The sequence below is a fragment of the Methylomonas sp. HYX-M1 genome (assembly GCF_040741385.1).
Taxonomy (GTDB): Bacteria; Pseudomonadota; Gammaproteobacteria; order Methylococcales; family Methylomonadaceae; genus Methylomonas; species Methylomonas rhizoryzae.
The window spans coordinates 3,717,233-3,739,460 of sequence record NZ_CP160405.1 but is presented as its reverse complement, the minus strand read 5'-3'; the positions used below and the strand labels follow the sequence as shown (position 1 = coordinate 3,739,460).

Below are 22,228 nucleotides of genomic sequence, written 5' to 3'. Positions count from 1 at the left end.
GCTTTATGGTAGACTTCCCGGTTTTTTCGTTGCATTCTCATAGCCGTTATTCATGATCAAACAACGCACACTGAAAAACACCATCCGAGCCACCGGCGTCGGTTTGCATACAGGTGACAAGATCCTTTTGACCTTGCATCCGGGCGAGCCGAACAGCGGAATCCGATTCCGCCGCGTCGATTTGGACCAACCGGTCGTGATTGCGGCTCGTCCGGAAAACGTCGGCGAAACCAAGTTGTCGACCACGTTGATTCAAGACGGTATCCGAGTATCGACCGTCGAACATTTGCTGTCGGCCATGGCCGGCCTGGGTATTGATAACGCTGTGGTTGATCTGAGCGCTCCGGAAGTACCCATTATGGACGGCAGCGCCGGGCCGTTCGTGTTTTTGCTGCAATCGGCCGGCGTGGTCGAGCAGAACGCACCGAAAAAATACATTCGCATCAAGCGTCCGGTTCGAGTGGAAGACGGCGATAAATGGGCGGCGTTCGAACCTTTCGACGGTTTCAAGCTGACCTTTACCATCGATTTCGAGCATCCGGCCTTTCGCGACCACTTGAAAACCGCGGTAATGGATTTTTCAACAACGACTTTCGTCAAGGAAGTCAGCCGGGCCCGTACCTTCGGTTTTATGCGCGATTTCGAGTTTCTGCGCGAGAACAATTTAGCCTTGGGTGGCAGCTTGGACAACGCCATCGTGGTCGGCGACGACAAGATTTTGAACGAGGACGGTTTGCGCTACGCGGACGAATTCGTCAAACACAAAATTTTGGACGCCATCGGCGACCTGTATTTGTTGGGGCATAGCTTGATCGGCGAATATAAGGGCTTCAAATCCGGTCACGCATTAAACAACAAGTTGCTGCTGCGTATGTTGGAACAAAAAGATGCGTGGGAAATGGTGTCGTTCGATGCGGACGAAGACGCGCCTATCTCCTATGTGCGTTCGGAAAAGGCGGCTATGTCGGCTACAGGTTAGCTCGAGCCGTCCTTTTTCTTCTCCGTTTTCGGATGCCGGTATTGCCGGCATCCGCTCCTCTTGTCTTAGTAACACCTCCCTGACGGCTTTAACTTATTATGAGTGTTATGGTGGGAGCGACACATAGCCGCGATTCGCAAGGCCATCATCGCGACTATACGTCGCGCCCAGTGCGCTTGTGAAGGCGCGCACGTATCGCATGGTGAAAGTCCATGTCAGGTATGCCAAGGCCCTGTAGCTGAAGATAGCTGCGTCGTTGCGAAACGGGGTGGAGAGCAATCGGAGACGAACGCGATTCGGCGGGACACGGCGGCGAGCCTGCTGGGAGATGGCGAAGCCTGAAACGCATCGAACACGTTTGGCGAAAGAAACGATGTCCGGGCCGTGCCTGTGGCTGAAGGTGGAACGTTGGGACGGGTGTGCGAGATAAGCGAGGAGACTGTCCGGAGGTGCGAATTCGGGCGGGCGTCAGTTCGACCCCTATCCAAACTACCTTACATTTGCCAAGCCTTCATGGTCGTTAGGATGGCTTAAGGTTGCGGTCTGGGTGACATGTTGTGTTTAATTTACCGGCGCTGACGTGTGGCTTTTACTTTTTGCCGGTTGCTATCGCAAACAGGAGGTTGGCTATGAAAGGTTTTATTCGTCAATTCATTATTTTTTCTTTGCTGGCCGCGGTGCTTGCCGGCGGCTTGGCGTGGGCGGAATGGGGCGGCAACGGTTCTTTTTCGCCGGTTACCATGAACAAGGACAATGGCAAGCCGCTGAAATTGCAATGGACTTATATCATCAATAATGGCCTACCTATCGTGATTACCGGCGGCCAGTTGCAAGGTTTGGACAGCCTGCGCTTGAAGTTCGGCAATCTGTTGTTGACGATAGATCCTAAAACTTTGCAAAGAACCGCCAAAATCAGCGGAAATTTAGTGGCTCGTTTGGGCACGCGAACCGCAGGCGGCCGATTCAGTATGAAAATCGTCGAAAATCTGCTGTCGGGCGACGAAGGAAAAATCTTGATCAGCGACGAAACGGCGGATTTCAAAGTTTCGGTCGCAGCCGGCGGAGTAACGGCTAAAGTCGTAGCTGATTTGGTTGCGCAAATTTCACCGCCTAGCGAATGGTTTTTGGATAGAAACGATCTGGATACCCTGGGAGTCGGCTATGTTTACAGTGCGCAAGCTCCCGTTACTCTGAATTTTCAGGGAAGCGTTTGTGCAAAAATGTTCGGCAGTTCCGAATGCCGGGACTTGGATGATTCCAGTGTCGCATCGCCGGAACGGTGGGAGATCAAACAGTACTATGACCAATACCCAGTCGGAAATTGGCTGTATGCGAATGTGGTCGAGGTGGCTCAAGACACCGTGCTGCCGGTATTCGACGGCTCGACGGTAAACTCGCAGCAAGTCGCCGTGACGTATTTTGTTGCCAAAGGGGTTGGGATGATTAAAGGTCTGGGCCAGTATCAATTTAGCGACGAAGCTTTACCTATCGAGCTGAAATCAACCTCCATCGTATTGCCGAAGATCAGTCGCATAAACCGGAAACAAACGTCAGCTGGCGACCAACTGAAAATAAAAGGGGTTGGTTTCGGCAAAATCATGGGTAAAGTCATGTTGGACGGCGAGGAGCTTGCGGCGGATGTTTGGAAAAATAATGCCATTTCGATTTATCTGACCGATGCACTTGCTTCCGGCCAACATTGGGTTACGGTGCAAAAAGACAACGGCATTATTAGCGCGGCCCAGCAGATAGACATTCCCTAAGTTGCTGTCGAGCCAATTCCGAGATGTATGCTTCGTAGATGTTCTTGCCGGGGTTTACTACCCGCAAGCTAGGCGATTGCTGTTTTTCGGGCGGTGCCTGGCTAGGTTCTAGCCAGGTTGGACGGCGGTGCTCAAGGTTAAAATGCGGGTAATCAAAGTCGGCGACATTGACTGCGGTATTGTGAGCAACGGGTTCGGTCGGATGCTGTATGAGAGGATTGAGTACGCGCTTGTCGGCAACTACGGCACTCCGACACAGTGCTGAATTTATCTATTCTCGGCTTCGGTCGATTGCGGGCGAAGTTGTTTTGCCGCGTATCTGGAAATGGATCGATGCGTGTAGTGAGCCTTGTCGATAGAAGAGGTTTTGGTAGTACCCGTTTCAAATGCGGAAAAGTCCGCGCGTTCGGCGGGAAGCGCCTTGCCGCGGTGTAATACGCAATTGTAGGGTAGTTTCGGCCAGAAGGAATTGCAGTTGTCGGTTTCCGCAAAAGCGCTGGTTGAAATTGAAGCCGTTGCCACAGCCGCAAGCAAGCTTGTGATTTGAATTGTTTTTTTCATGATAGTAGTACCCCTGTCGATTGATGAAGTTAACCCCCGCATGGATTCCTTAGGTGAATAAGGAATGACATTAATATATCGAATCAATATTAAATTCGCAATTCTTTTTCCGCTAGCCGTTTGTTCGATTTGCATTGATATGGTGCATTTTATTCATCATAACGCTCTTTTTTGGTGCTTGCAAGTGCGGAGACTAAAGTCGGTTTTTTTATAAGATAATGTAATTAAACATATTTTTTAATGGCATGCGATATGCTGGGTAAGCTGCAAGTGTGGCGCAATTTATTTTCGGAATCACCATGTTTGCACAAATCGTCCGGTTGTCCTTGTTTAGCTTGTGTTTTTGGTTGCCTCTTGCCCAAGCGGGTCAATTCGCCACTACGGTGCCTATGAGCAAAAAGGGTACGGCGACTTTTTATGTTCAGGTTGAATTTGACGGAATCGCCGGGAACGATTTGATGGTCGATACGGGGTCCGATTATGTAACAATCAACGAAGCTACCCTCGATTTACTTAAAGAGCGCGGAAACGTGGATTATGTCAAACAAGTTTCGGGGGTTATGGCCGACGGGTCCGATGTGATTGTGCCGATTTATCGCATCGCGAAACTCAACATCGGCTGCTGCTGTATCGTGCGCGACGTGGAGGCGGCGGTATTCAAAGGCACCGAGCGTCAGATTCTCGGTTTAAGCGCGTTGAAGAAAGTGGCTCCATTTGCCTTATCGGTGGATCCCGATCATTTAATTCTTAGCGATTGTAAGGCGCTTTCGCTGGAACTTGCGGGCAATCAGTAACATCCCTTCATCATTCGTTTGCGTAACGCGGAGTCGTTTTGCACCGGCTAATTACGGTCTAAACGGTGGCGGCTATTCGGTGCATAGCGTGGCTAAGCGAACTTGAATTGCCCCCGGCCTATCCCTAGGAATCGGCCGGGGATTTTGTATCTAGGCCGAACGTTTAGTAATAGCTCTCAACCAACCCAGTAATGCGGTACCGAACAACCAAACCGCTCCCGGAACAGGTACTTGAGCCGGAAAGACGATAGGGCCATCCAAATTGGCGGCGATCATTTGTTGGCCTAGCAGCCTGCCGACATACAACTCGATGTTGGCCGGATCGTTGGCGAGATCGTCTTCGCACGAACCGATTTCCACGCAAGATGCTTCGTGGCTTTCCGGATCGTAACTGCCGGTAAACGCAAAGTATTGGTAGGTCCTTAATACTTGTTCCGCATCAGCCCCGGCTTCTTGCTCGCCGCTATCGAGCAGGTTTTTGGGGTCGTCGGCAGCCAAACGCAAATCGCGTTGCATCAGCTTCCATTCCACTTCGACTGCGTTAGGGTCGTTCTCGTCGGCGATCTGGTCCGGATTGTCGGCCATCAGGTCGTTCAAATCGGCCTTGTGTTCCAAATCCAGTTCGGTTTTCATGACCTTTACCCATACCGCATCGGAAAAATGCTGGTTCGGCTCCGCTTCCGGAGCCTCGGGTGCTTCGACCACGAATTGCACCACCGGTGCCGGGTTGTTGGGAGCCGGTTGCGGTTGCACGACGTTGACTATCGGTGCGCCGATCAAGTTGACCGGAGTGCTGCGATTGCCATTTTGATCCAGCCAATAGTAACGCGAGGCGGTCGGGTTTTGATTGAGGGCCAAGCCGAAGTGCTCACAGCCCGCAATCGTAATACAAGAGTGTCCGCCGGTATTGGTGATGGCTGTGGTATACGGCACGGTGCTATGTACGCCGCCGTCGAAATAGCGGATGCTGGTGATGCCGTTGCCGCCGGATACTTGCCCGGAGCCGTAGTGCCAATTGCTAAAGGTATAGTACTGGCCGTTGTAGTTGGCGATTGCCGAAGGATCTATGCCTTCCAGTTCGATTTCGAATCCGTAATAGGTATTGCTGGTGGAATCGTTGAAGACGTCGAAGTTGCCCAAGGTACCGTAGGTGGTACTGGCGTTGGCAATTGCGCTGCCCAATAAACCGGAAACGCTGAGTGCCGCGGCGGCGAAATTTAGTTTATTCATGATGTGCCTCAATTGAATGTTTTATGGGTTGGCGGGTGTAAATGTTCGATTTGTAATAAAGGTTCAATCGGCAGCAGTGCGCGGCCGAAAGACTCCTTAAGGCAAGGTGCAATTGCCGCTTCCGCCATCGCGGATGAAATAGTCGGTGGATATATAAGCGTTAGCTAACGAAATGACGTTGGTTCCGGCACTCAAAAATACCGGGGTTTTAGGGCGAGTGGTGCCGTTGAGCTGGGTCAACGGGGTGCCGTTGATAGACACGTTCAAAAGATAAGTGCCGTTATCGAACACGTTGACGTAAGGCTGGCTAAGGCCGGTAGCCGGATTCAGCGCGCAACCCGGCGTGACCGTTGCGTATGACTTGCCGCTGGCCGCGTATTCCAATGAGCCGTCGTTGCTGAAGGTGTTGCCCGAGGTATCGGGAAGCAAGCACATTCCGGGTTGTACGGTAAAAGCGTATCGGTCGGCGGTTTTTTTGCTGATGCGCACGACCACGCTGTTGTTGCCGTCGGCGAGAGCTACGCCGGTGCTCGGATTGGCAGTAGTCACGACTGCCAGCCGCGAGCCGTTCACGAAAACGCCGGCACTAGTACCAGGCTTGGCGTTGAATAAACCGGCTTGCACGCTCGGCACTTGCTCACCACTACCGTTAGGGTCTGCAGCGCATTGCACGACGCTGGAGGCGAAAGTCTTGCCGCTAAAACCGATCTGTATGTCTGCTGCAAAACTGGCGACGGAAAATGCCGCGGTAGCGATCAACATGCTGCTGGTACAAAGAAAAACGGGTGTATGCGTCATTGGATACCTCTCGTTGAAAATTCAAGTTATCAAGCGGCCGTTCGAGCTACATGAAGGCTTGGTTGAAGTGAAGCGAAAACCGCTCTTGAAGACGAGTTAGTGGGCGTATTGTTCGTCACCTAGCGGGTTATCTGTGTGGGAGGTTCATTTATAGGAGTCGTCTATTTCCTTAACCCCACTCAACATGGCTGTAATTAGTTGTTGTTTTTCTCTCCGGGACGAATAAAGGACTGCGGTGATATGCAATGTGGCCAATGCCAGAGTCAGGTTCGCAAACAACTCGTGCAATTCTTCCCAAAATTCTTCGGATTTTTTATCGGTAGCGGGAAGAACGGTGTTGGCCGAAGGTGAGGCTAATCCGCTTTTGATTTGATGTTGCGGCGAGCCGTTAGATGTTGCAATTTCTGCGGCCCAAGCCCAGGGGCCGTCGTTTTCTTCTAGTGCATACAATTTCAAACCTGATAGCGAGGTTGCGGCAAGGCTTAGCAGCAAAGCGACGACCATCGCACCGCCGGCCGGGTTGTGGCCGATATAGTGCTGAGATTTGCCTGAAAGCATCTGTTGCAAATAGGCGAGGATTGCGGCAGGTGAATATACGAAATCCGCAAACCGAGCGTAACGGCTACCACAAAAACCCCAAATCAAACGAATCAAGACGATCGTGCTCACGACGTAGCCCGCCACGATGTGCAGTGGCATCAAGTCGTCTTCACTGAAATACGCGGTAAAAACGGCAGGTATCAACAACCAGTGGCCGATTCGTACTACGGGATCCCAAACTTTCACTTTTTTTGAATCTTTTGCCATACTGTGCGGCGCTCCAATTTGAAACTTGCACATATAGTGTGGAAATTCGTTTTTTCCTGCATCCGTCATCCGACGTATAAGGGGGTTTTTGACTCAATTTTGGGAGCAATCGATGATCGAAAACAAACGTGTCAACCTTTGGGCGATTCTCATCAGTCTGATGATTTGCGTGTTGATTGCCCTGGATATGGTCGGAGACTACCGGGAAGGCGTGCACTGGCAGCATTTACTGCTGGAGTTGGGCATACTGTCGCTGTCGCTTTCCGGGATCGTTTATTTCTGGCGATTGTATTGCTTGTCTGCACAAGCGAAGATCGCTTTGCTGAGACACGATCTGGAGCTGGCCAATCGGCAAGCTCGGCATTGGCGCGATGCCAATCGGGACTTGATCGTCGGCTTGGCCAAACAGATTCAGCAGCAATTCGATAGTTGGCAGTTAACCCGGGCGGAAGCTGAGGTTGGCATGTTCATGTTGAAGGGGTTAAGCCACGCACAAATTGCCGAGCTGCGGCACTCGAGCGAGCGAACCATAAGAGACCAGGCTAGGGCGATTTACCGTAAGGCGGGGGTGAATAACCGCATCGAACTCTCCGCGTTTTTTCTGGAAGACTTATTAATGCCGAATGGGCCGCAATCCGAAGCCGATGAGAACTGAGTGTCGGCTTGTTTGTCCTTGGAGTTGAATTTCTAGGCCGCTTGCGCCTTGCGCTTGGAATGTAAATGATCCGACCGTGGACTATCCGGCGGAATAGACATCGGTATAAGCAACGGCCGGCGGCGGGTGTTGAAAACCATGGGGCCGGGCAAACCCGCTACGTAAACGATACCGCCGGCCGCTTGATCTACGAACAGACCGGCAACGGCAGCGCCCGCAACTACGTGTGGCTGGGCGACAACTATTCTGACGCGGGGGCATTCGGCGGAACTCGGTAAACCGATCCCAAAATGGCGGAACGCCTCGGCAACTGCTCCATGCGTTGCTCTACCTCCTGCATCCCAGCAGTCGTATCGGCTTCCTCCCTACGCGGGTTAACCCGGCCATCTATGCTGAGGCGTGTCGTTGGCGTTGAGCGGTCGTTCGCTTTTGCGAAGTTTAAGAAGAGGGTTTTACTCGTAGCAACACGATAGCGAGTGGCGAGGGCCCAAAAGGGTTGAAAAGTTAGCATGGTGTTTGCTTGTCGGCAAATTCAGCTTTTATCCCTTGTACGGCCATCATAAAAACATCACATTAACCGGGGTATGGGGATTGGCGGATGACCAGCGCCAATGCTCCGGTTTTTCCACGTAATTTTTTCTTACCGGGTTTTCGTGGATGTAATTGAGTTTTTGGCGATAAAACGCCGGATTTTCAATTTTCTTGGGCGCGTTGGTATTTTGCCAAAACTGATACTGCCCGGCTTCGTCGGTAAATAACGGCAAAATGCGCGGCTCGTGGGTTTCGATGTTTTGTTTCAGTTGTTTGGAGGTGAAACGTTTGAAATCCCGTAAAAAGCCAGCGACATCCGGGGAGGTTACGATCAAATGCAAATGATTCAACATGAACACGTAACCGTTGAGATGCAAGGCTTTATGTTCTTGGCAATAACGGATCGAGTCCGCCAGGATTTGCCAGCGTTCGAAGCGATCGAACAAATAATACCAACGGGCGACCGTCAAGGTGACGTAATAGGTGCCGGCGTTTAACTCGGTTGCTACGCGTCGGGAGGGCATGGTTAATCAAATTACCTCTGATAATTGGGGCTGGACGGATTATTTAATCCGTCCGTAACGTTTGCATTATCTTTGAACTGGCTTGAAAAGTTTGGGACGGGGTAATACCCCGCCACGCTCAGCTACTTGCTGGACGGATTATTTAATCCGTCCGTAACGTTTACATTACCTTCAAACTGGCTTGAAACGTTTGGGACGGGGTGCATACCCCGTCCCGCCCAAGGCACATAACCCATCCCAATCAAAAAAATTATCCAAATGATATTCTAATAAATCACTAATAGATTCATAAGAGTTTTGTAGATCCTCATAAGCAGCTGGTACGCCAAACTCATACCAAGGTCCATAATCTCCCAAGATAAGAGGATACCCCCCCTCAATTACAAAAAAAACGCCTCCCCATGACAAACTAACTGCGAGTCTATGAAAGGCTAGGCTGGAATGCACATATCCAAATTCTGTTAAATAGAAATTTGCAGCATTTTGATATGCGTTTGCCCCTATTCTTGCAGCACCCCATGCCCATGAAGCTAATTCCACTAAATCACTGGCAAAATCGCCTCTTGGTTCATTTTTTAAACCAAAATAGTCAACTAAATTAATCGGATCGTTTGAAGAATATTTGTAAAAACTGGATTCATGAGAGTTGAATCTTACCGGATCTTTATTAGTCCACCTCCCTGACAAAGCATCATAATCCCTAGCCCCAAACCGAACCAACCCAGTATCCTTATCATACAATCCCCCCGCAAACCCAAACGGCTGGAACCCTGGATTGGTATCTTTGATCACCCGGCCAAACTCATCAAACTCCATTTCCTGCGCCACGGTATTGGTAGCGACATCGACCACTATCCTGGGGCTGCCCAAATGATCCTTGACCAAACGGTAGGTGACGCCGCCCTTGATCATGTAATCCGGCACGTTGACGCTGGTGGCGTAGACGAACCGGCTGACCACGTTGCCGCTGCCGTCTAGTTCGGCAATCGGCTGTAACTGACCTTGCCAGAGGAAGGTTTGGGTCAGGTTGCCGTTGATTTTTTTGCCGATGCGGCGGTTTTGGCCGTCGGTGAGGTAGTCGATGCGGCCACCGCCGGGCAGCACGACTTTTTTCAGGTTGCCCAGCACGTCGTAGTCGTATTGACTAACCGCCGCCCCTACGGTTTTACTTAGCAATTCACCATTGGCGGTGTAACTGTAGCTAGCGCCGTTGTAGGTGAGCAACCGGTCTTGGGCATCGTAACTGCCGTTTTCGGTGACGCCGCCTTTGGTAAGGCTCAGGCGGTTGCCGTTGTCGTCATAGCTGTAGCTGGATTGCACGACGTTATTCTTTTTGACTTCCACTAAACGACCGGCGTCGTCATAGCGGTAATCAAAGGTATTGAGCACATCGCCCCTGGTTTCCTGTTTTTGGGTGATGCGGCCCAATTTATCGCGGTTGTAGGCGATTTTTAAATGCAAGAACGTGTTGTATTTGGCTTCGTAGCCGGATAGTTCACCAAAGCTATTGTAAGAGTAGCTATCGGACATACTGCCCAGTTTGGTGCCGGTGAGCAGGCCGTTTTGACTGCTGCGGGTTAAGCTCAGATCACCGGCGCCGGTCAATAAGCTGTCGGCATCGTAGCTATAGCTAACAGTATTCGCGCCGTTGAGAGTGATCGAGGTGATGCGAAAATCATTGTCATAAGCGTAGTCGACTGTGCCTGCAATAGTACCCGTCCAGGCGGTTTGGGTCAGCAATGCACCGTTGTAGCTAAAGCCAAGTTCGGCATCCGGGGTAGTAATTCCCGTCAATTTGCCGGTGTTGACATCATAAGCGTAACCGGCCAGAGTTTGGTCGGCTGGTTCCAGCAGCAAAGACGACAAGCGGCCGGCATTGTCATAATTGAGTTCAATACTCTGTCCATCAGGCCGGGCTACGGATAATAAGGCTTTGTCTTTATCGTAGGTGTAGACGGTATCGTTGCTTCCCGCGTTAACGTCGGGCGGCAGGTATTTTGCGGTTTGATCGATACCGGTGTAGTTGAACAGATGCGCCGGTTGACCGGGCGGCGTTAAGGACGCCAGATTGCCGTTGGCATCGTAGCTGTATAACACTTGCCGGCCATCGGGCAGGGTTTGCGTGGTGACCCGACCAGCCTGATCGTATTGAAATTGCACTTCCCGGCCGAGCGGATCGAGTACGCTGGCCAGATAGCCCTGCGGATTGTAGGTGTAGTTAATTTTTCGCTGTTCGGCGTCTGTGCCTTGATAAACCGACTCTAAACGTCCATGAGCATCGTAACTGATATGGCTTGCCAATAATCCGGCGACTTGGAGTTGGCTGACTCTGCCTTTGGCATTCAGCACAGCCTTGGTCACCCGCTCGGCCGGACTGGTAGCCGTGACGGTTTGGCTTAAGGCATCGTAGCTGCTGGTGGCGGTACGGCCGTTGACGGTGAGGCTGTCGGTCAGAGATTTTACGCTTAACGGGTCGGCCGGATTATTCAGCACCACGCTGCGTTGGCCAGTGGCGGTAGCCGTCAAATTACCTGTGGTCAGTTTTTGCGAAGTGACTAGCGGCGCCAACATGCCAAAGCGCGGATCGGGACTGCTGACGGACGTGGTAACGCTGCCGTCGGCGGCGGTAGCGATTACCGTGCCGTCGGCTTTGCGGCGGGTTATGGCAGAAGTGCCATCCGGCCAGCTGGTTTGGCGTATTTCTTCCCCGGTTATGTTTTGCACCGAGTATACGGTTTGGAGTCCTTCGGCACTGGTGTGCATGACGACATAACCGTTGTCCAAGTCCGTCCGCGCCAGCCTTTGGCTGCCATCTTCGGCATGGGTGTCGGAAACCAGTTTACCTGAAACGTCGTAACTCATCGTCGACGCATACTGGCGCGGGTTTTCAAGCGTGGTTAATAAGCCGTCGGCGGTATAACTGGCTTTATAGCGTTCATCCATGGGGTTGGTAACTGCATTCAGATAGCCATTATTGTCTAGCGACAGGCTGGTGCGTTGCCCAAAAGCGGACACAATGGCAGTTGGCTTGCCGACGCTGTCGCGTTCGATGCTGATGACGTGGTTGTCCAGGTCGGTAATTTTGCTCAGTAAACCCGATGCGTCATAAGCAAAGGTCAGCAAGGTTTTGCCTGTCAGGGTGTCTTTGGTCTCCAAATGGCGGCCGGAGGCGTCAAAGCGGTAGAGTTGTGAACCATCTTGGGAAGGGATAGCAATATCGGTTATGCCGATGCCCGGTAGTGCCGGGGTAATGCGACGAACGCGATGATTTAAATAATCCGCAAATACTAAATTCCCCAGTGGGTCGATTGACATGCCGTTAGGAATATTCAACTTGGCCGAGGTTGCCAAACCGCCGTCTCCAGAGTAGCCATTACTACCGGTGCCGGCTACTGTTGAAATAATACCGGTTGCATCTATTTGACGAATACGATGATTTTCTCCTTCGGTGAAATAGATCGTTTGGTTTTTTCCTATTGCAGCAACAATCGGGTGATTAATTTTCGCTACTGTTGCTTTACTACCGTCACCACTAAAACCAGCGGAACCATTACCGGCGATGGTTGAGATAACTCCGTCAACAGCTACTTTACGAATTCTATTATTGTTCGAATCGGTAATATAGAAACTGCCATCTTCGGCTAAAGCAACGCCAATGGGTTTGTTTAGAGCCGCATTTAAAGCCGGGCCGCCATCGCCGGAGAAATTCGCGTTACCATTCCCTGCAACAGTGGAAATAATGCCATCCGGAGAAATTTTTCTGACACGGTGGTTTCCGCAATCGGCAAAAAATAGGGTGCTATCAGCGGCAACCGAAATATCGCCACAGATGTTGCTAGAACTACTGTTTGGATTCAGCCTTGCATTTATCGCCGGCCCTTGATCGCCAGAGAATCCGCCCACACCAATACCAGCGATTGTAGTAATAATGCCATCGGCTGATATCTTACGAATTCTCTTATTTCCGGCGTCAATAAAATAAATCGTACCGTTTGAATCCACAGTCAAACCTAGGGGGCGCGAAATTTTTGCCAGATTTGCCTGATCTCCATCACCGCTGAACCCTGCTGAACCGCAAATACCGGCGATACGGCTGATAATGCCATTCTGATTAACCCGCCGGATGCAGGAATTGCCGAAATCAGTAATGTATAGATTGCCGTCAATCGCCGCATCCGCATCAATGGGGTTGTCCAAACGGGCCAATAAAGCCGGGTCATCATCCCCAAGGTAGCCTGACATACCCGTGCCCGCTACAGTGGAAATAATCGCGGTTTTGATACCTGAATTTTCAGTATCTCTTACCGCTCCATCCCCCAGGTAAAGTATTTGCGACGATGGATCGTAACGATGATGGGCATTCAGGCTCCAACCACCCAAGCCGGCATGGCTATTTGTTGCAATGCCGATATTGGCTGTTTGCTGTTGGCTGAGTTTGACTTCTTGTCTCGCGGGAATATTTCCAGGAATACGTTGCCCGCTGGCCGCGCCGAAGCTGCTGGCCATAGCCGGCGGCAGGTTGTAATAACCGTCATAAACGTAATCGATTTTGATGGTAGCTTGCTGTTGACCTTGCAGTAAACGGCCATAGGCATCCAGCCCGTCCCACTCAAAATGATGGCGCTGTTTGGCTTGGGCGGGATAGGTTTGTTTGAACGTGCGACCAGCCACACTGATTTCCAGTTCGATACGTTTCAATACCTCGGGAACGGTTTCACCGCTTAAGGGTATATCCAGACTGTAACCGGCCTTGCGCCCCGGCATTCGGTCGGAGTCGTAGCGTATAAAGAGTGGCGTGCCGGTGATGGCGATTTGTTCCGATAAGGTTTGGCCCTCGCAACCGATAATTGATCCGGCTTGTTGGCGCTGACAGTCGGGTTTGCTGTCGGGTGACTTGGCTTCCGGATTACTTGGGGGGGTGGAGCCTGCCTCGGCGCTGACCCCATAATTCAAATCATATGTGGATAAATGTAATAAAGGTACGCGCCATATCGTTTTATTAGCCGGATAACCCGCCAGGGTGGCGAGTTCGGCATCGGTAATGCCTAAAGCCGCCAATTGGCTGGGGGTGTCGACCGTGTTGTCGCCATTGCTGTCGATATTGGCTAACCCATTGTTAACCGATATGATTTTGATGACTCTGCCATCGGCTGAAGGTATCCAGGCCGATTTGCCCGCATCATAATAAGCGGAAGGCACGGCAATCCCTACCGGCATATTGAGGAAGTTATCCACATAAAACGGCACCGGCTTATTAAACAGCACATCTTTACCGTCTTTCTTCAACGCTGCCTCATCGGCTTTCAGTTCTACGGCATAGGTGTAAGCGCTGGTCGGCGGTAATGGGCCGGGCATTGACGCTAAACCGTTAGTACCTACTGTGTACTCGGTCAGGCGCAAACTCAGGGTATCGGTCTGTTTTACGCTGCCGTCCGCATCGTAAACATAGGCTTTGGTACCGTCGGGAATGGCCAGTGTGGCGGTACGTGTGCCGCTGGCATCGGTAACCGTGGAACCCTCGGCTACGGCAAATTCAGAGTCGATGCCGTTCAGATTGATGGAATTAACTTTGCTGTCCACTTGAATCAAAACGACATCTTCGATGACGGACCAATCCTGCCACGCCAATTTAGATATTCGTTGAGCAGAGAGATAATCTAATTTTTGAAAATTCACCGTTAAGTAACCGCCACCGTTCACAGCCATGTCGAATTGCCCGTCGGCGCGGCTGAGAGTCTGGCCGAATTCGGGATGATCTTTAATGGTAACGGTCACGCCCGGCAACGGCTTGTTGTCTTTGTCCAGTACTTTGCCGCGTATGACGGCGGCCCGTTTGGTCTCTATGGTTCCAGCCGCCACTCCGGTTTGGATGGGATTATCGCCGGTGTAAAGAAATTGACCGGCGGTTTGGGTGGTGGTGGCGACGGTTTGATCCTGCTTGGGGGCGACGACGACCGGATTGGGCGGCAGGTTGTTGTTTGGCCCCAATGAGATGATCAAATCGATGGTTGTGCCTTTATCAACAATGCTGGTTGCAGTCAGGCTTTGGCTGATAATTTGACCTTCCGCCACGCCTTCGCTGTATTGAAAGGTTTCGCCGCCTAATACAATGTTGGCTTGGATAAGTGTAGTTTGCACGGTATTGCGCATTGCGCCAACGAGATTGGGGACGCGGGTTTGATCGGCGGTGAGCGAGTCCTCTACCGTGACCTGAAAGCTTTGCGCATCATGACCGCCATTGCCGTCCGTGACATTGACCGTAACGTGGTGTGTGCCAATTTGATTGACCGACGGCGTCCAGCTAATCGCTCCGGTCTGCGCATGGATGCCCATGCCTGTAGGCGGAGCCGTCAATGTGTAACTCAAAACGTCGCCGTTATCGGCGTCGACGGCCGCGACAGCATAGCTGTAGGGTTTTTCGGCATAGGCTATTGTTACAGCTGTCGAAGTGATTTTAGGGGCTTGATTGCCGGGATTGATTGCGCCATCGCGCACTTTAATCCAGACCGTATCGGGAGCACTGTAGTAGTGGCCGTCGTGCACCATCAGTTGTGCGATGTAATCGCCAGCGGTATCGGGGGTGATTTGAGATTGCTGTTTGTCCGTATCGCTAAGTTGACTGGCGCTGTCTGCCGGTTTGTACAACAAAGACCAACGATAGCTGAGTGGGTCCTGATCGGAATCCGAGGACAAGGCTCCGTTCAACTGGATCGGTTGTTGCGGGGGAGCGGGGCCAATGTCGCTTCCGGCATTAGCAACCGGCGCCGATTGGCCGGTGCTGATAGCGACAGTCGCCGGGTCACTGGTTTGTTGGCCGTCGGAGACAATCAAACGGGCGATATAGCGGCCTTTTTTGTCCAGGGTAAGCGTGGGGCTTTCGGCGTTGAACGGGGTGATTTTAGCTTTGCTGCCACCGGGTTTGCGCGGCAAGCTCCAGGCGTGGGTCAAGGTTCGGGCGTCGTTGCCGCGGGATGCTGAAGCATCTAAGGTCACCGTGGCCCGGTGAGCGGCGGTTATGGGTAAACCGGCATCTGCGATGGGGGCCGAGCCGTTGGTGTCCAGCAGCACGCTATCCGGAAATCCGGCCGTTTGGCCATCGTGGACGATGAGTTTCAATTGGTATTGGCCCGGTTGGTCGATCGGCAAACCGGCCAGCGGCTGGTCGGCTGCCGTCAACTGGGTACTGCTGTTTTCCGGCTTTTTTAGAATGCTCCATTGATAGGCGAGTGCATCTCCATCGGGATCACTGGAAGCGCTGCCATTGAGCTGCGCGGTAGTGCCGACCGTAACGGTCTGATCTTCTCCTGCGTGGGCAACAGCGGGATGGTTGGGCGGGATGGTATGAATGTCCGGCAGTTGGGTGATGAGTTGAACAACAAATTTAAACGACTTTTTGCCGGGATTTTTGAAACGGATTACCAGGCTGCCCAGGGTTTGTTGCGGCGCCAATAGCCCGGTGGGTAAGGGAATGTATAGGTATGGTTTGTGGTTGATGCTGCCGTCGGATGAAGCGACGGTGACATTTTTGCGGTTGATGCTCTTGATGATCAGGGCTAACGGGCCGTGAATCGACTTGTTCTTAGTGGTGTTGGTCAGCGTGATATAGCTATCAAAGGTCTGATTGGCGGTATTTTCAACCGGGTTGGTTTTGCTGAGCCGGATGCCTTTAACCACGGATGCCGCCCAAACCGGTGATTGATGCAGGCCTATCATCAGCCAGAAAATGCAACCGATTGCAGTCAACAGAATTCGGTGAGTCGAGAGCTGTTTATGGGTTGTAATGGGCATGGCAGGTCCCCTGCATGGTGATAATTACCTAACGTTCATGAAGGCGCGGCATGGTGCCGGCGATGAAAGTGGAGGATGTTTTGCGTTAGGGCATTTTGCCTGGAAGACTAACGCGCTACTTTCAGAGAAAGACATCAGCATGTTGAAGTTTGAAGGGCTCTCGGTGTGTCGTTCGCAGCTTTCGTACTTATCAGGTTTACATTCCGGGACGCCATGATGAATCTCTCGGCTAGTGTGTGGTTTTGTAAAAGCTACCATTAATGAGGTTTTTTGGCTTGCGGTATTTTAATGAGGCAAAAACGTAATGAACGATTGGTGGTTTCTGGCGGTTGCCATCGTGGCGGAAGTGATCGCGACGTCGGCGTTGAAAGCCAGCGAGGAGTTTTCCCGGTTCTGGCCATCGCTATTGACGCTGGCGGGTTACGGGTTGGCGTTTTATTGTTTGATGCTGACCTTGCGTACCATTCCGGTCGGTGTCTGTTACGCCATCTGGTCCGGGGCCGGCATCGTCTTGATTACCTTGGTCGGTTGGTTCGGCTTCGGGCAGAAATTGGATGCGCCGGCACTTTGGGGCATGGCTTTGATCGTTGCCGGGGTGGTCGTCATTCGGCTATTTTCGGACTCGGCGTCGGCTTGAGGGGTAAAGCCCGCATTCGTGCGGCGAATTTGCCTAGATTGATTCCGGCTGCATGCCGGCGGGGCTCAATAGATGGTAAAACTGCGTACCCAGTCGCCGGGGCGGACCAAGGTGCGCGCGTTTTGCTCCAGGCTGCCGGCCGCCATAGACGGACCGACTTCGGCAATGCTCAAGATGCCGATAGGGTCGGTATAGCCCAGGCCGGCGCTATCGGCGAAGCCGGCCGAATACACCATAAATCGGTCGCCGACTTTGATCTTGTCTTGCGCGCCGGCGCCTATGGTGATGCGGCCTAATTCGGTTCGGATGACCCGGGCGGAGAAGGGATAGCAGCTGAACAAGTCGGCGATGTCTTGGCTAGCCTGACGGACGATGTCGCCGATTTTATGGCCGGACGGGGTGTCTTCGAAGCGTTCGCTACCGACGTTGTAGCCGGAGGGTAGATTGACGTCGCCGATAATCGAATCGGTGTAGCGGTGTTGGAACAGCAAGGCGCCGGTGAAGCCGTCGTGCATGAAAACGTCTATGCCGATGCTGCGCCGGCCCACGTAATCGCGCATGGCCGATTTCAATTCGGCCAATACGCCGGCTCCGCGCACGTATTCGGTGGATTCCACTCTAAAGTCGCGAATGATGCCGGATAGCACCAATTGGGCATTATGCCGTTTGGCAATGTCGAGAATGACGTTGCCGGAAAATCCGCCGCTGGCCGGAATTTCCGGGGCCAGATCCGGACGGACGTACAGTGACGAATCGGTGAGGTTGTAGGCGATAAAATCGCCGCGTTCCATCAGCAAGTTGCCGATTTCGCGCGGAATGCCGCCGAACAAGTCTTGAGTTTCCGTGCCGCTGATCTGATAAGGATTCATGGCCGGAAAGCCGGTTGCCACGATACGTTTGCGGTACGGCGCATTACAACTTTTTTGTGCAGACAACATCACCAAGGCTTGCACGTGATAACCGTCTTGGTCCTGCCATTCGTCTACCACTTTGACCTCGCTGGTCGACATTGCGCCCGGGTCGCGGTCGGCCAGGGTTCGGGCGGCTTGGGCGATAGCGTCGTCGATGGCTGCTTGCCGGGCGGCGGAGACGCCGCCCACGCCGACGGCCGCAAAGCCTTGTACCGTCACTTGGCGATTGCGCAGGTGTTGGATTTGTTCCGGGTCGACGCGGCGACTGGCGTCGCCGCTGCCGCAAGCCGCCAATATCAGCGCCAGTGCCAATGAAAGCCAAAACCTATAATGCATTGATGATGCCGTTGATCAGCAAATAATTGAATAGGGTTCGACCGGTCATGTTCAATGTCCATTCCACTCCGTATAAGCCGGCGTCGAGCAAGGCGGAATCGACCGGGCCCGGCCGGGAATTGAAACCGCCTACGTGAAATTGGTCGCTACAGCCAGCGCTGCCGCAAGCTAGATTGACCCGGGTAGTCGTTGCGGTTTTATAACCCAAGCGGGTGTAAGCCAGTTTACCGTCTTCGCGTATGCATTGCTCGGCTAGCGCGGGTGTGCCGCTCATGCAATGGTAGAAGCGGGTAGTCAACGGCAGTTGCAGCACGGTTTTCAAGCGGTCTTTGAATGTGCGGTAGTCGCTGGCTTGGGCTTGGCGCAAATAGAGGTCCAGATAGACCCGGTACACTTCGTTTTCGATGACTCGCGAGCCTACCGTCGCATCAGGTCCTAATGGCTCGTCGTACAATTGATCGGCCAGCCCGCGATAAGCGTTCAGTTTGGCTATTTGCCGGGCCGATAACCAACGCTGGCCGACGTTCAGCCGGCCGCTGTCGTCGAAGTGGCTGAAACCCGTCGCTTGCAAGACTCTAGCGGCTGTCGGCGAATCGGCTGTTGGCTCGTTATGAGATTGCACTCCGGAACAAGCGGTTAATCCGCTCAACAGGGTTATGCCGAAAAACAGGATGAATGCGACGCGTTTCATTGGATATTCCTCACGATTTCTTCAGCATTCATCGACTGAGACGCCGAATTCTTGAATGACTATTAGCAAAAACGCGGGATGAGTCACCGAAGTCCGACTGCAAAAAACCAACTACTCGGTTTTGTCGGCCGCGACTGTCCACAGCTTTTCCAGCTGATAATATTCGCGCGCTTGAGTGGTCATAACGTGCAGGACCACGTCGCCCAAATCCAGTAACACCCAGTCGGAACCGGCTTGGCCTTCCACGCCTAACGGCATTTCGCCCTGTTCCTTGACTTTTTCGATCACGTAATCGGCTAAGGATTTGGCGTGACGGGTCGAAGTGGCGGTAGCGATGACCATGTAATCGGTAATACTGGTTTTGCCGCGCACGTCCAAGGTTTTTACCTGCAGGGCTTTGCGCTCTTCGAGCACGTGTTCCACCAGCTTGAGTAATTGTTCTGTTTGCATCGAATGTCCTGAAATTAAGCGAGATAAAGGTTGTGCCGGCGGATGTAAGCAATCACGCTGTCGGGCAGTAAAAATTGCGGATTGTGGTTGCCGGCTATCAAATTCCGGATTGCGGTGGCGGAGATGTCCAGGGCGGTAACGGTTTGGAAGTGCAAGCAGCCTTGCGGGGTTTCCACTAAGTCATTGTCGTGGCGCGTGAGTTTTTCCGCTAAAAAGTCTGCCAGTCTGGGCGGCCGGTAACCGGGTCGGGTAACCACTACGACGTGGGCAAGCTCGAATAACCGTTGCCAGCAATGCCAGGTTGGCAGGCCGGCAAAGGCGTCCGTGCCGATGAACAAGAGGAGGCCGACGTGCGGATAATCGTCGCGCAACGATTGCAGGGTGTCGACCATATACGACGGGCCGGGGCGGTCCAGCTCGCGGCGATCGGCGATTACGCCGGGAAGGCCGGCCAGCGCCAATTGCAGCATGGCGTACCGCCGTTCGCCGTCTACTTCCGGGCGTTCCCGGTGGGCCGGCAAGCGGCAGGGTATCATGTGCAGTTGCCGCAAGCCGAATCGTTCCTGAACTTCCACCGCGGTGCGCAAGTGGCCGAAATGTACGGGGTTAAACGTGCCGCCGTAAACGCCTATCATCAAGTGCGAATGTGGCCGTCGCCCAATACGATGTATTTCAACGAGGTCAGGCCGTGCAAGCCCACCGGGCCACGGGCGTGAAGTTTATCGGTACTGATGCCGATTTCCGCACCCAAACCGTATTCGAAGCCGTCGGCAAAGCGGGTCGAGGCATTGACCATTACCGAGCTGGAGTCCACTTCGCGCAAAAAACGGCGGGCCAGCGTGTAGTCTTCGGTGACTATGCTCTCGGTATGGGCCGAGCTGTATTGGTTGATGTGGGCGATGGCCTCGTCTATGCCGGCGACGATTTTGATCGACAAAATCGGTGCCAGATATTCGGTATGCCAATCGTCTTCCGTGGCGCGGACCGCTCCGGGCAGCAACGAACAGGTTTTCAGGCAGCCGCGCAGTTCCACGCCTTTTTCGGCGTAGCGTTGCGCCAGAACCGGCAGCACGCCGGCGGCGATGCTTTCGGCGACCAACAAGGTTTCCATCGCATTGCAGACCCCGTAGCGTTGGGTTTTGGCGTTGACGGCGATGGCCACGGCTTTGTCCAAATCGGCCTTGCCGTCGATATACACGTGGCAGATGCCGTCCAAATGTTTGATCACCGGAATCGTGGCCTCGGCGCTGATCCTTTCGATCAGGCTTTTGCCGCCGCGCGGCACGATGACGTCGACATAGTCTTTGAGCGTGATCAGTTCGCCGACGGCCGACCGGTCGGTAGTTTCCACCACTTGCACGGCCTGCTGCGGCAGGCCGGCTTCCGCCAAACCCAGGCTGATGGCTGCGGCGATGGCCCGGTTGGAATGGATGGCTTCGGAACCGCCGCGCAAAATGCAGGCGTTGCCGGATTTCAGACACAAGGCGGCGGCGTCTATGGTGACGTTGGGTCGAGACTCGTAAATGATGCCGATCACGCCTAAGGGCACGCGCATTTGCCCTACCTGAATGCCGCTGGGCCGATAACTTAGATGGGTGATTTCGCCGACCGGATCCGGCAATGCGGCGACTTGATGCAAGCCTTCCACCATGGCTTGAATGCGGGTTGGCGTCAGTTCCAAACGGTCCAGCGAGGCAGCGTCCAAGCCGTTTTGCCGGCCGGCTTCCAAATCTTTGCGGTTTTCCGCGGCTATGGCCTCGCTGCCGTCGACAATGGCTTCGGCAATTTTCAACAGGGCCAGGTTTTTTTGTCCGCTTTCCGCCTTGCTGATTTGCCGGCCGGCCTGCCGCGCCTGCCTGCCCAGTTGCTGCATATAGTGTTTGACATCCACGATGGCATCGACCCTAAAGGTTAAAAAGGCCGAGCATTATAGCAACTTGCCGCGATAGGCAGAGCGTATGTCGAGTTTTGGGGCAATGCCGTTAAAGATAGGTTGCTGAATCAGCCCTGTCATTGCGGAGATGAAGGCTTTGAAACCCGGTAGCGCTCGATTGGCCGGATGGGGCTGCGCTCAATCGCTAAACCGGGTTGTTTATGCTTAAAGAACGTGTGCTTGCGACGTTAATGAATATGCACTTGGCGAGTTTTGGATTTGTCGCTGCGGCTTAAGGTGTAATCGTCCTGATCGCCGGGCATCGCTTTGCCGTTGCTGTCCAATTGCACCAACTCGCCTTCGTTCTGAATGGTATACAACCGCTTGTCGCCGTTTTTGTTCGAGGTCAAGGTCAGGATGCGGGTGCTGTCGTTCCAGTCGTATTTGCCTTTGTCGTAATATTCGCGCATGGACGAGTCCTTGGCGTATTGGGTCACCAGCAAATAATTGCTTCTGGGTTTGAGCGACAGGGTTTGCTTGATGCCGGAGCAGCCCGCTTCGTTACAAGGCAAATAGCCGTAAAACACCCCGCGGAAACCGCCGGTTTCGTCCGCGGCTTCCGCCGGTACGGCGTGTTTGGAATGGTCCATGCCTTCGTGGCGCTGCATTTCCCGCGCTTTCAAGGCTTTTTCCTGCAGTTGCATGTCCGATTCCGCCCAGGCGTTGCCGTAGGCTAAACCCAAGCTCCCCAATAGAGCCGCATAGACGGCGTTTTTTATTGTTGTAGTCAGTTTTGGCATAGTGGTAATTCCGATGTAGTGCGGAAAAAGTGGTAGAGCGGCGCGCCGATTGGCCGCGCCGGCTACAGCTTACCAGCATAATCCGATCGCGCCCATTTGC

The 22,228-nt window shown here is 53.1% G+C and carries 18 protein-coding genes; 6 read left to right on the top strand and 12 right to left on the bottom strand.

Annotated features, from left to right (window positions below; all coding sequences use genetic code 11):
* Positions 1 to 52: 52 nt before the first annotated feature.
* Both lpxC and AB0A83_RS16960 read left to right on the top strand, forming a co-directional pair.
* The gene (gene lpxC / locus AB0A83_RS16965) at positions 53 to 979 is read left to right on the top strand and encodes a UDP-3-O-acyl-N-acetylglucosamine deacetylase (RefSeq protein WP_150050435.1); all 927 of its coding nucleotides are present in this window, start codon (positions 53 to 55) and stop codon (positions 977 to 979) included.
* A 629-nt stretch (positions 980 to 1,608) separates the two neighbouring features.
* The gene (locus AB0A83_RS16960) at positions 1,609 to 2,742 is read left to right on the top strand and encodes an IPT/TIG domain-containing protein (RefSeq protein WP_150050433.1); all 1,134 of its coding nucleotides are present in this window, start codon (positions 1,609 to 1,611) and stop codon (positions 2,740 to 2,742) included.
* A gap of 267 nt (positions 2,743 to 3,009) precedes the next feature.
* On the opposite strand, the gene AB0A83_RS16955 is transcribed toward AB0A83_RS16960, so the two are convergent.
* Complete coding sequence (locus AB0A83_RS16955; protein WP_367154790.1) at positions 3,010 to 3,438, bottom strand: hypothetical protein; 429 nt, start codon at positions 3,436 to 3,438, stop codon at positions 3,010 to 3,012.
* 164 nt (positions 3,439 to 3,602) lie between these two features.
* Here AB0A83_RS16955 and AB0A83_RS16950 point away from each other — a divergent pair, with 164 nt between their 5' ends.
* Entirely contained in the window at positions 3,603 to 4,097 is a 495-nt protein-coding gene (locus tag AB0A83_RS16950) for a retroviral-like aspartic protease family protein (protein ID WP_150050429.1), read from the top strand.
* Between the two features lie 150 nt (positions 4,098 to 4,247).
* Here AB0A83_RS16950 and AB0A83_RS16945 read toward each other — a convergent pair whose 3' ends face one another.
* From AB0A83_RS16945 to AB0A83_RS16935, 3 genes are all read right to left on the bottom strand, one after another.
* Positions 4,248 to 5,327, bottom strand: coding sequence for a hypothetical protein (locus tag AB0A83_RS16945; RefSeq protein ID WP_150050427.1), 1,080 nt, complete (start codon positions 5,325 to 5,327; stop codon positions 4,248 to 4,250).
* Positions 5,328 to 5,423: 96 nt separating this feature from the next.
* Entirely contained in the window at positions 5,424 to 6,125 is a 702-nt protein-coding gene (locus tag AB0A83_RS16940) for a hypothetical protein (RefSeq protein ID WP_232056689.1), read from the bottom strand.
* A gap of 144 nt (positions 6,126 to 6,269) precedes the next feature.
* Positions 6,270 to 7,001, bottom strand: coding sequence for a cytochrome b/b6 domain-containing protein (locus AB0A83_RS16935; protein WP_232056688.1), 732 nt, complete (start codon positions 6,999 to 7,001; stop codon positions 6,270 to 6,272).
* A gap of 43 nt (positions 7,002 to 7,044) precedes the next feature.
* On the opposite strand from AB0A83_RS16935, the gene AB0A83_RS16930 reads away from it, so the two are divergent.
* Both AB0A83_RS16930 and AB0A83_RS16925 read left to right on the top strand, forming a co-directional pair.
* Positions 7,045 to 7,587 carry a helix-turn-helix transcriptional regulator gene (locus AB0A83_RS16930; RefSeq protein WP_367154789.1) on the top strand — a complete coding sequence of 181 codons (543 nt, stop codon included), beginning with the start codon at positions 7,045 to 7,047 and terminating at the stop codon, positions 7,585 to 7,587.
* Positions 7,588 to 7,652: 65 nt separating this feature from the next.
* The gene (locus tag AB0A83_RS16925; RefSeq protein WP_367154788.1) at positions 7,653 to 7,865 is read left to right on the top strand and encodes a hypothetical protein; all 213 of its coding nucleotides are present in this window, start codon (positions 7,653 to 7,655) and stop codon (positions 7,863 to 7,865) included.
* Between the two features lie 279 nt (positions 7,866 to 8,144).
* Here AB0A83_RS16925 and AB0A83_RS16920 read toward each other — a convergent pair whose 3' ends face one another.
* Both AB0A83_RS16920 and AB0A83_RS16915 read right to left on the bottom strand, forming a co-directional pair.
* Positions 8,145 to 8,642, bottom strand: a complete 498-nt coding sequence (locus tag AB0A83_RS16920; RefSeq protein WP_150050423.1) for a transposase — start codon at positions 8,640 to 8,642, stop codon at positions 8,145 to 8,147.
* A gap of 171 nt (positions 8,643 to 8,813) precedes the next feature.
* On the bottom strand, positions 8,814 to 16,355 hold the full coding sequence (locus tag AB0A83_RS16915; RefSeq protein WP_367156177.1) for a PKD domain-containing protein: 7,542 nt from the start codon (positions 16,353 to 16,355) through the stop codon (positions 8,814 to 8,816).
* A gap of 379 nt (positions 16,356 to 16,734) precedes the next feature.
* On the opposite strand from AB0A83_RS16915, the gene AB0A83_RS16910 reads away from it, so the two are divergent.
* Entirely contained in the window at positions 16,735 to 17,067 is a 333-nt protein-coding gene (locus AB0A83_RS16910; protein WP_150050409.1) for an SMR family transporter, read from the top strand.
* Between the two features lie 65 nt (positions 17,068 to 17,132).
* Here AB0A83_RS16910 and AB0A83_RS16905 read toward each other — a convergent pair whose 3' ends face one another.
* From AB0A83_RS16905 to AB0A83_RS16880, 6 genes are all read right to left on the bottom strand, one after another.
* Positions 17,133 to 18,314, bottom strand: a complete 1,182-nt coding sequence (locus AB0A83_RS16905) for a flagella assembly protein FlgT middle domain-containing protein (RefSeq protein ID WP_367154787.1) — start codon at positions 18,312 to 18,314, stop codon at positions 17,133 to 17,135.
* A complete protein-coding gene (locus tag AB0A83_RS16900) occupies positions 18,304 to 19,005 on the bottom strand; it encodes a hypothetical protein (RefSeq protein WP_367154786.1) in 702 nt (233 codons plus the stop codon). Before AB0A83_RS16900 ends, AB0A83_RS16905 begins: the two co-directional genes overlap by 11 nt.
* 111 nt (positions 19,006 to 19,116) lie before the next feature.
* Positions 19,117 to 19,455, bottom strand: a complete 339-nt coding sequence (rsfS, locus tag AB0A83_RS16895) for a ribosome silencing factor (protein WP_150050402.1) — start codon at positions 19,453 to 19,455, stop codon at positions 19,117 to 19,119.
* Between the two features lie 14 nt (positions 19,456 to 19,469).
* Positions 19,470 to 20,090: a nicotinate-nucleotide adenylyltransferase gene (gene nadD / locus AB0A83_RS16890; RefSeq protein WP_150050400.1), complete on the bottom strand. Its 621-nt coding sequence runs from the start codon at positions 20,088 to 20,090 to the stop codon at positions 19,470 to 19,472.
* On the bottom strand, positions 20,090 to 21,328 hold the full coding sequence (locus tag AB0A83_RS16885; RefSeq protein ID WP_367156176.1) for a glutamate-5-semialdehyde dehydrogenase: 1,239 nt from the start codon (positions 21,326 to 21,328) through the stop codon (positions 20,090 to 20,092). Before AB0A83_RS16885 ends, nadD begins: the two co-directional genes overlap by 1 nt.
* Before the next feature lie 248 nt (positions 21,329 to 21,576).
* Complete coding sequence (locus AB0A83_RS16880) at positions 21,577 to 22,128, bottom strand: copper resistance protein NlpE (protein ID WP_150050396.1); 552 nt, start codon at positions 22,126 to 22,128, stop codon at positions 21,577 to 21,579.
* Positions 22,129 to 22,228 lie beyond the last annotated feature (100 nt).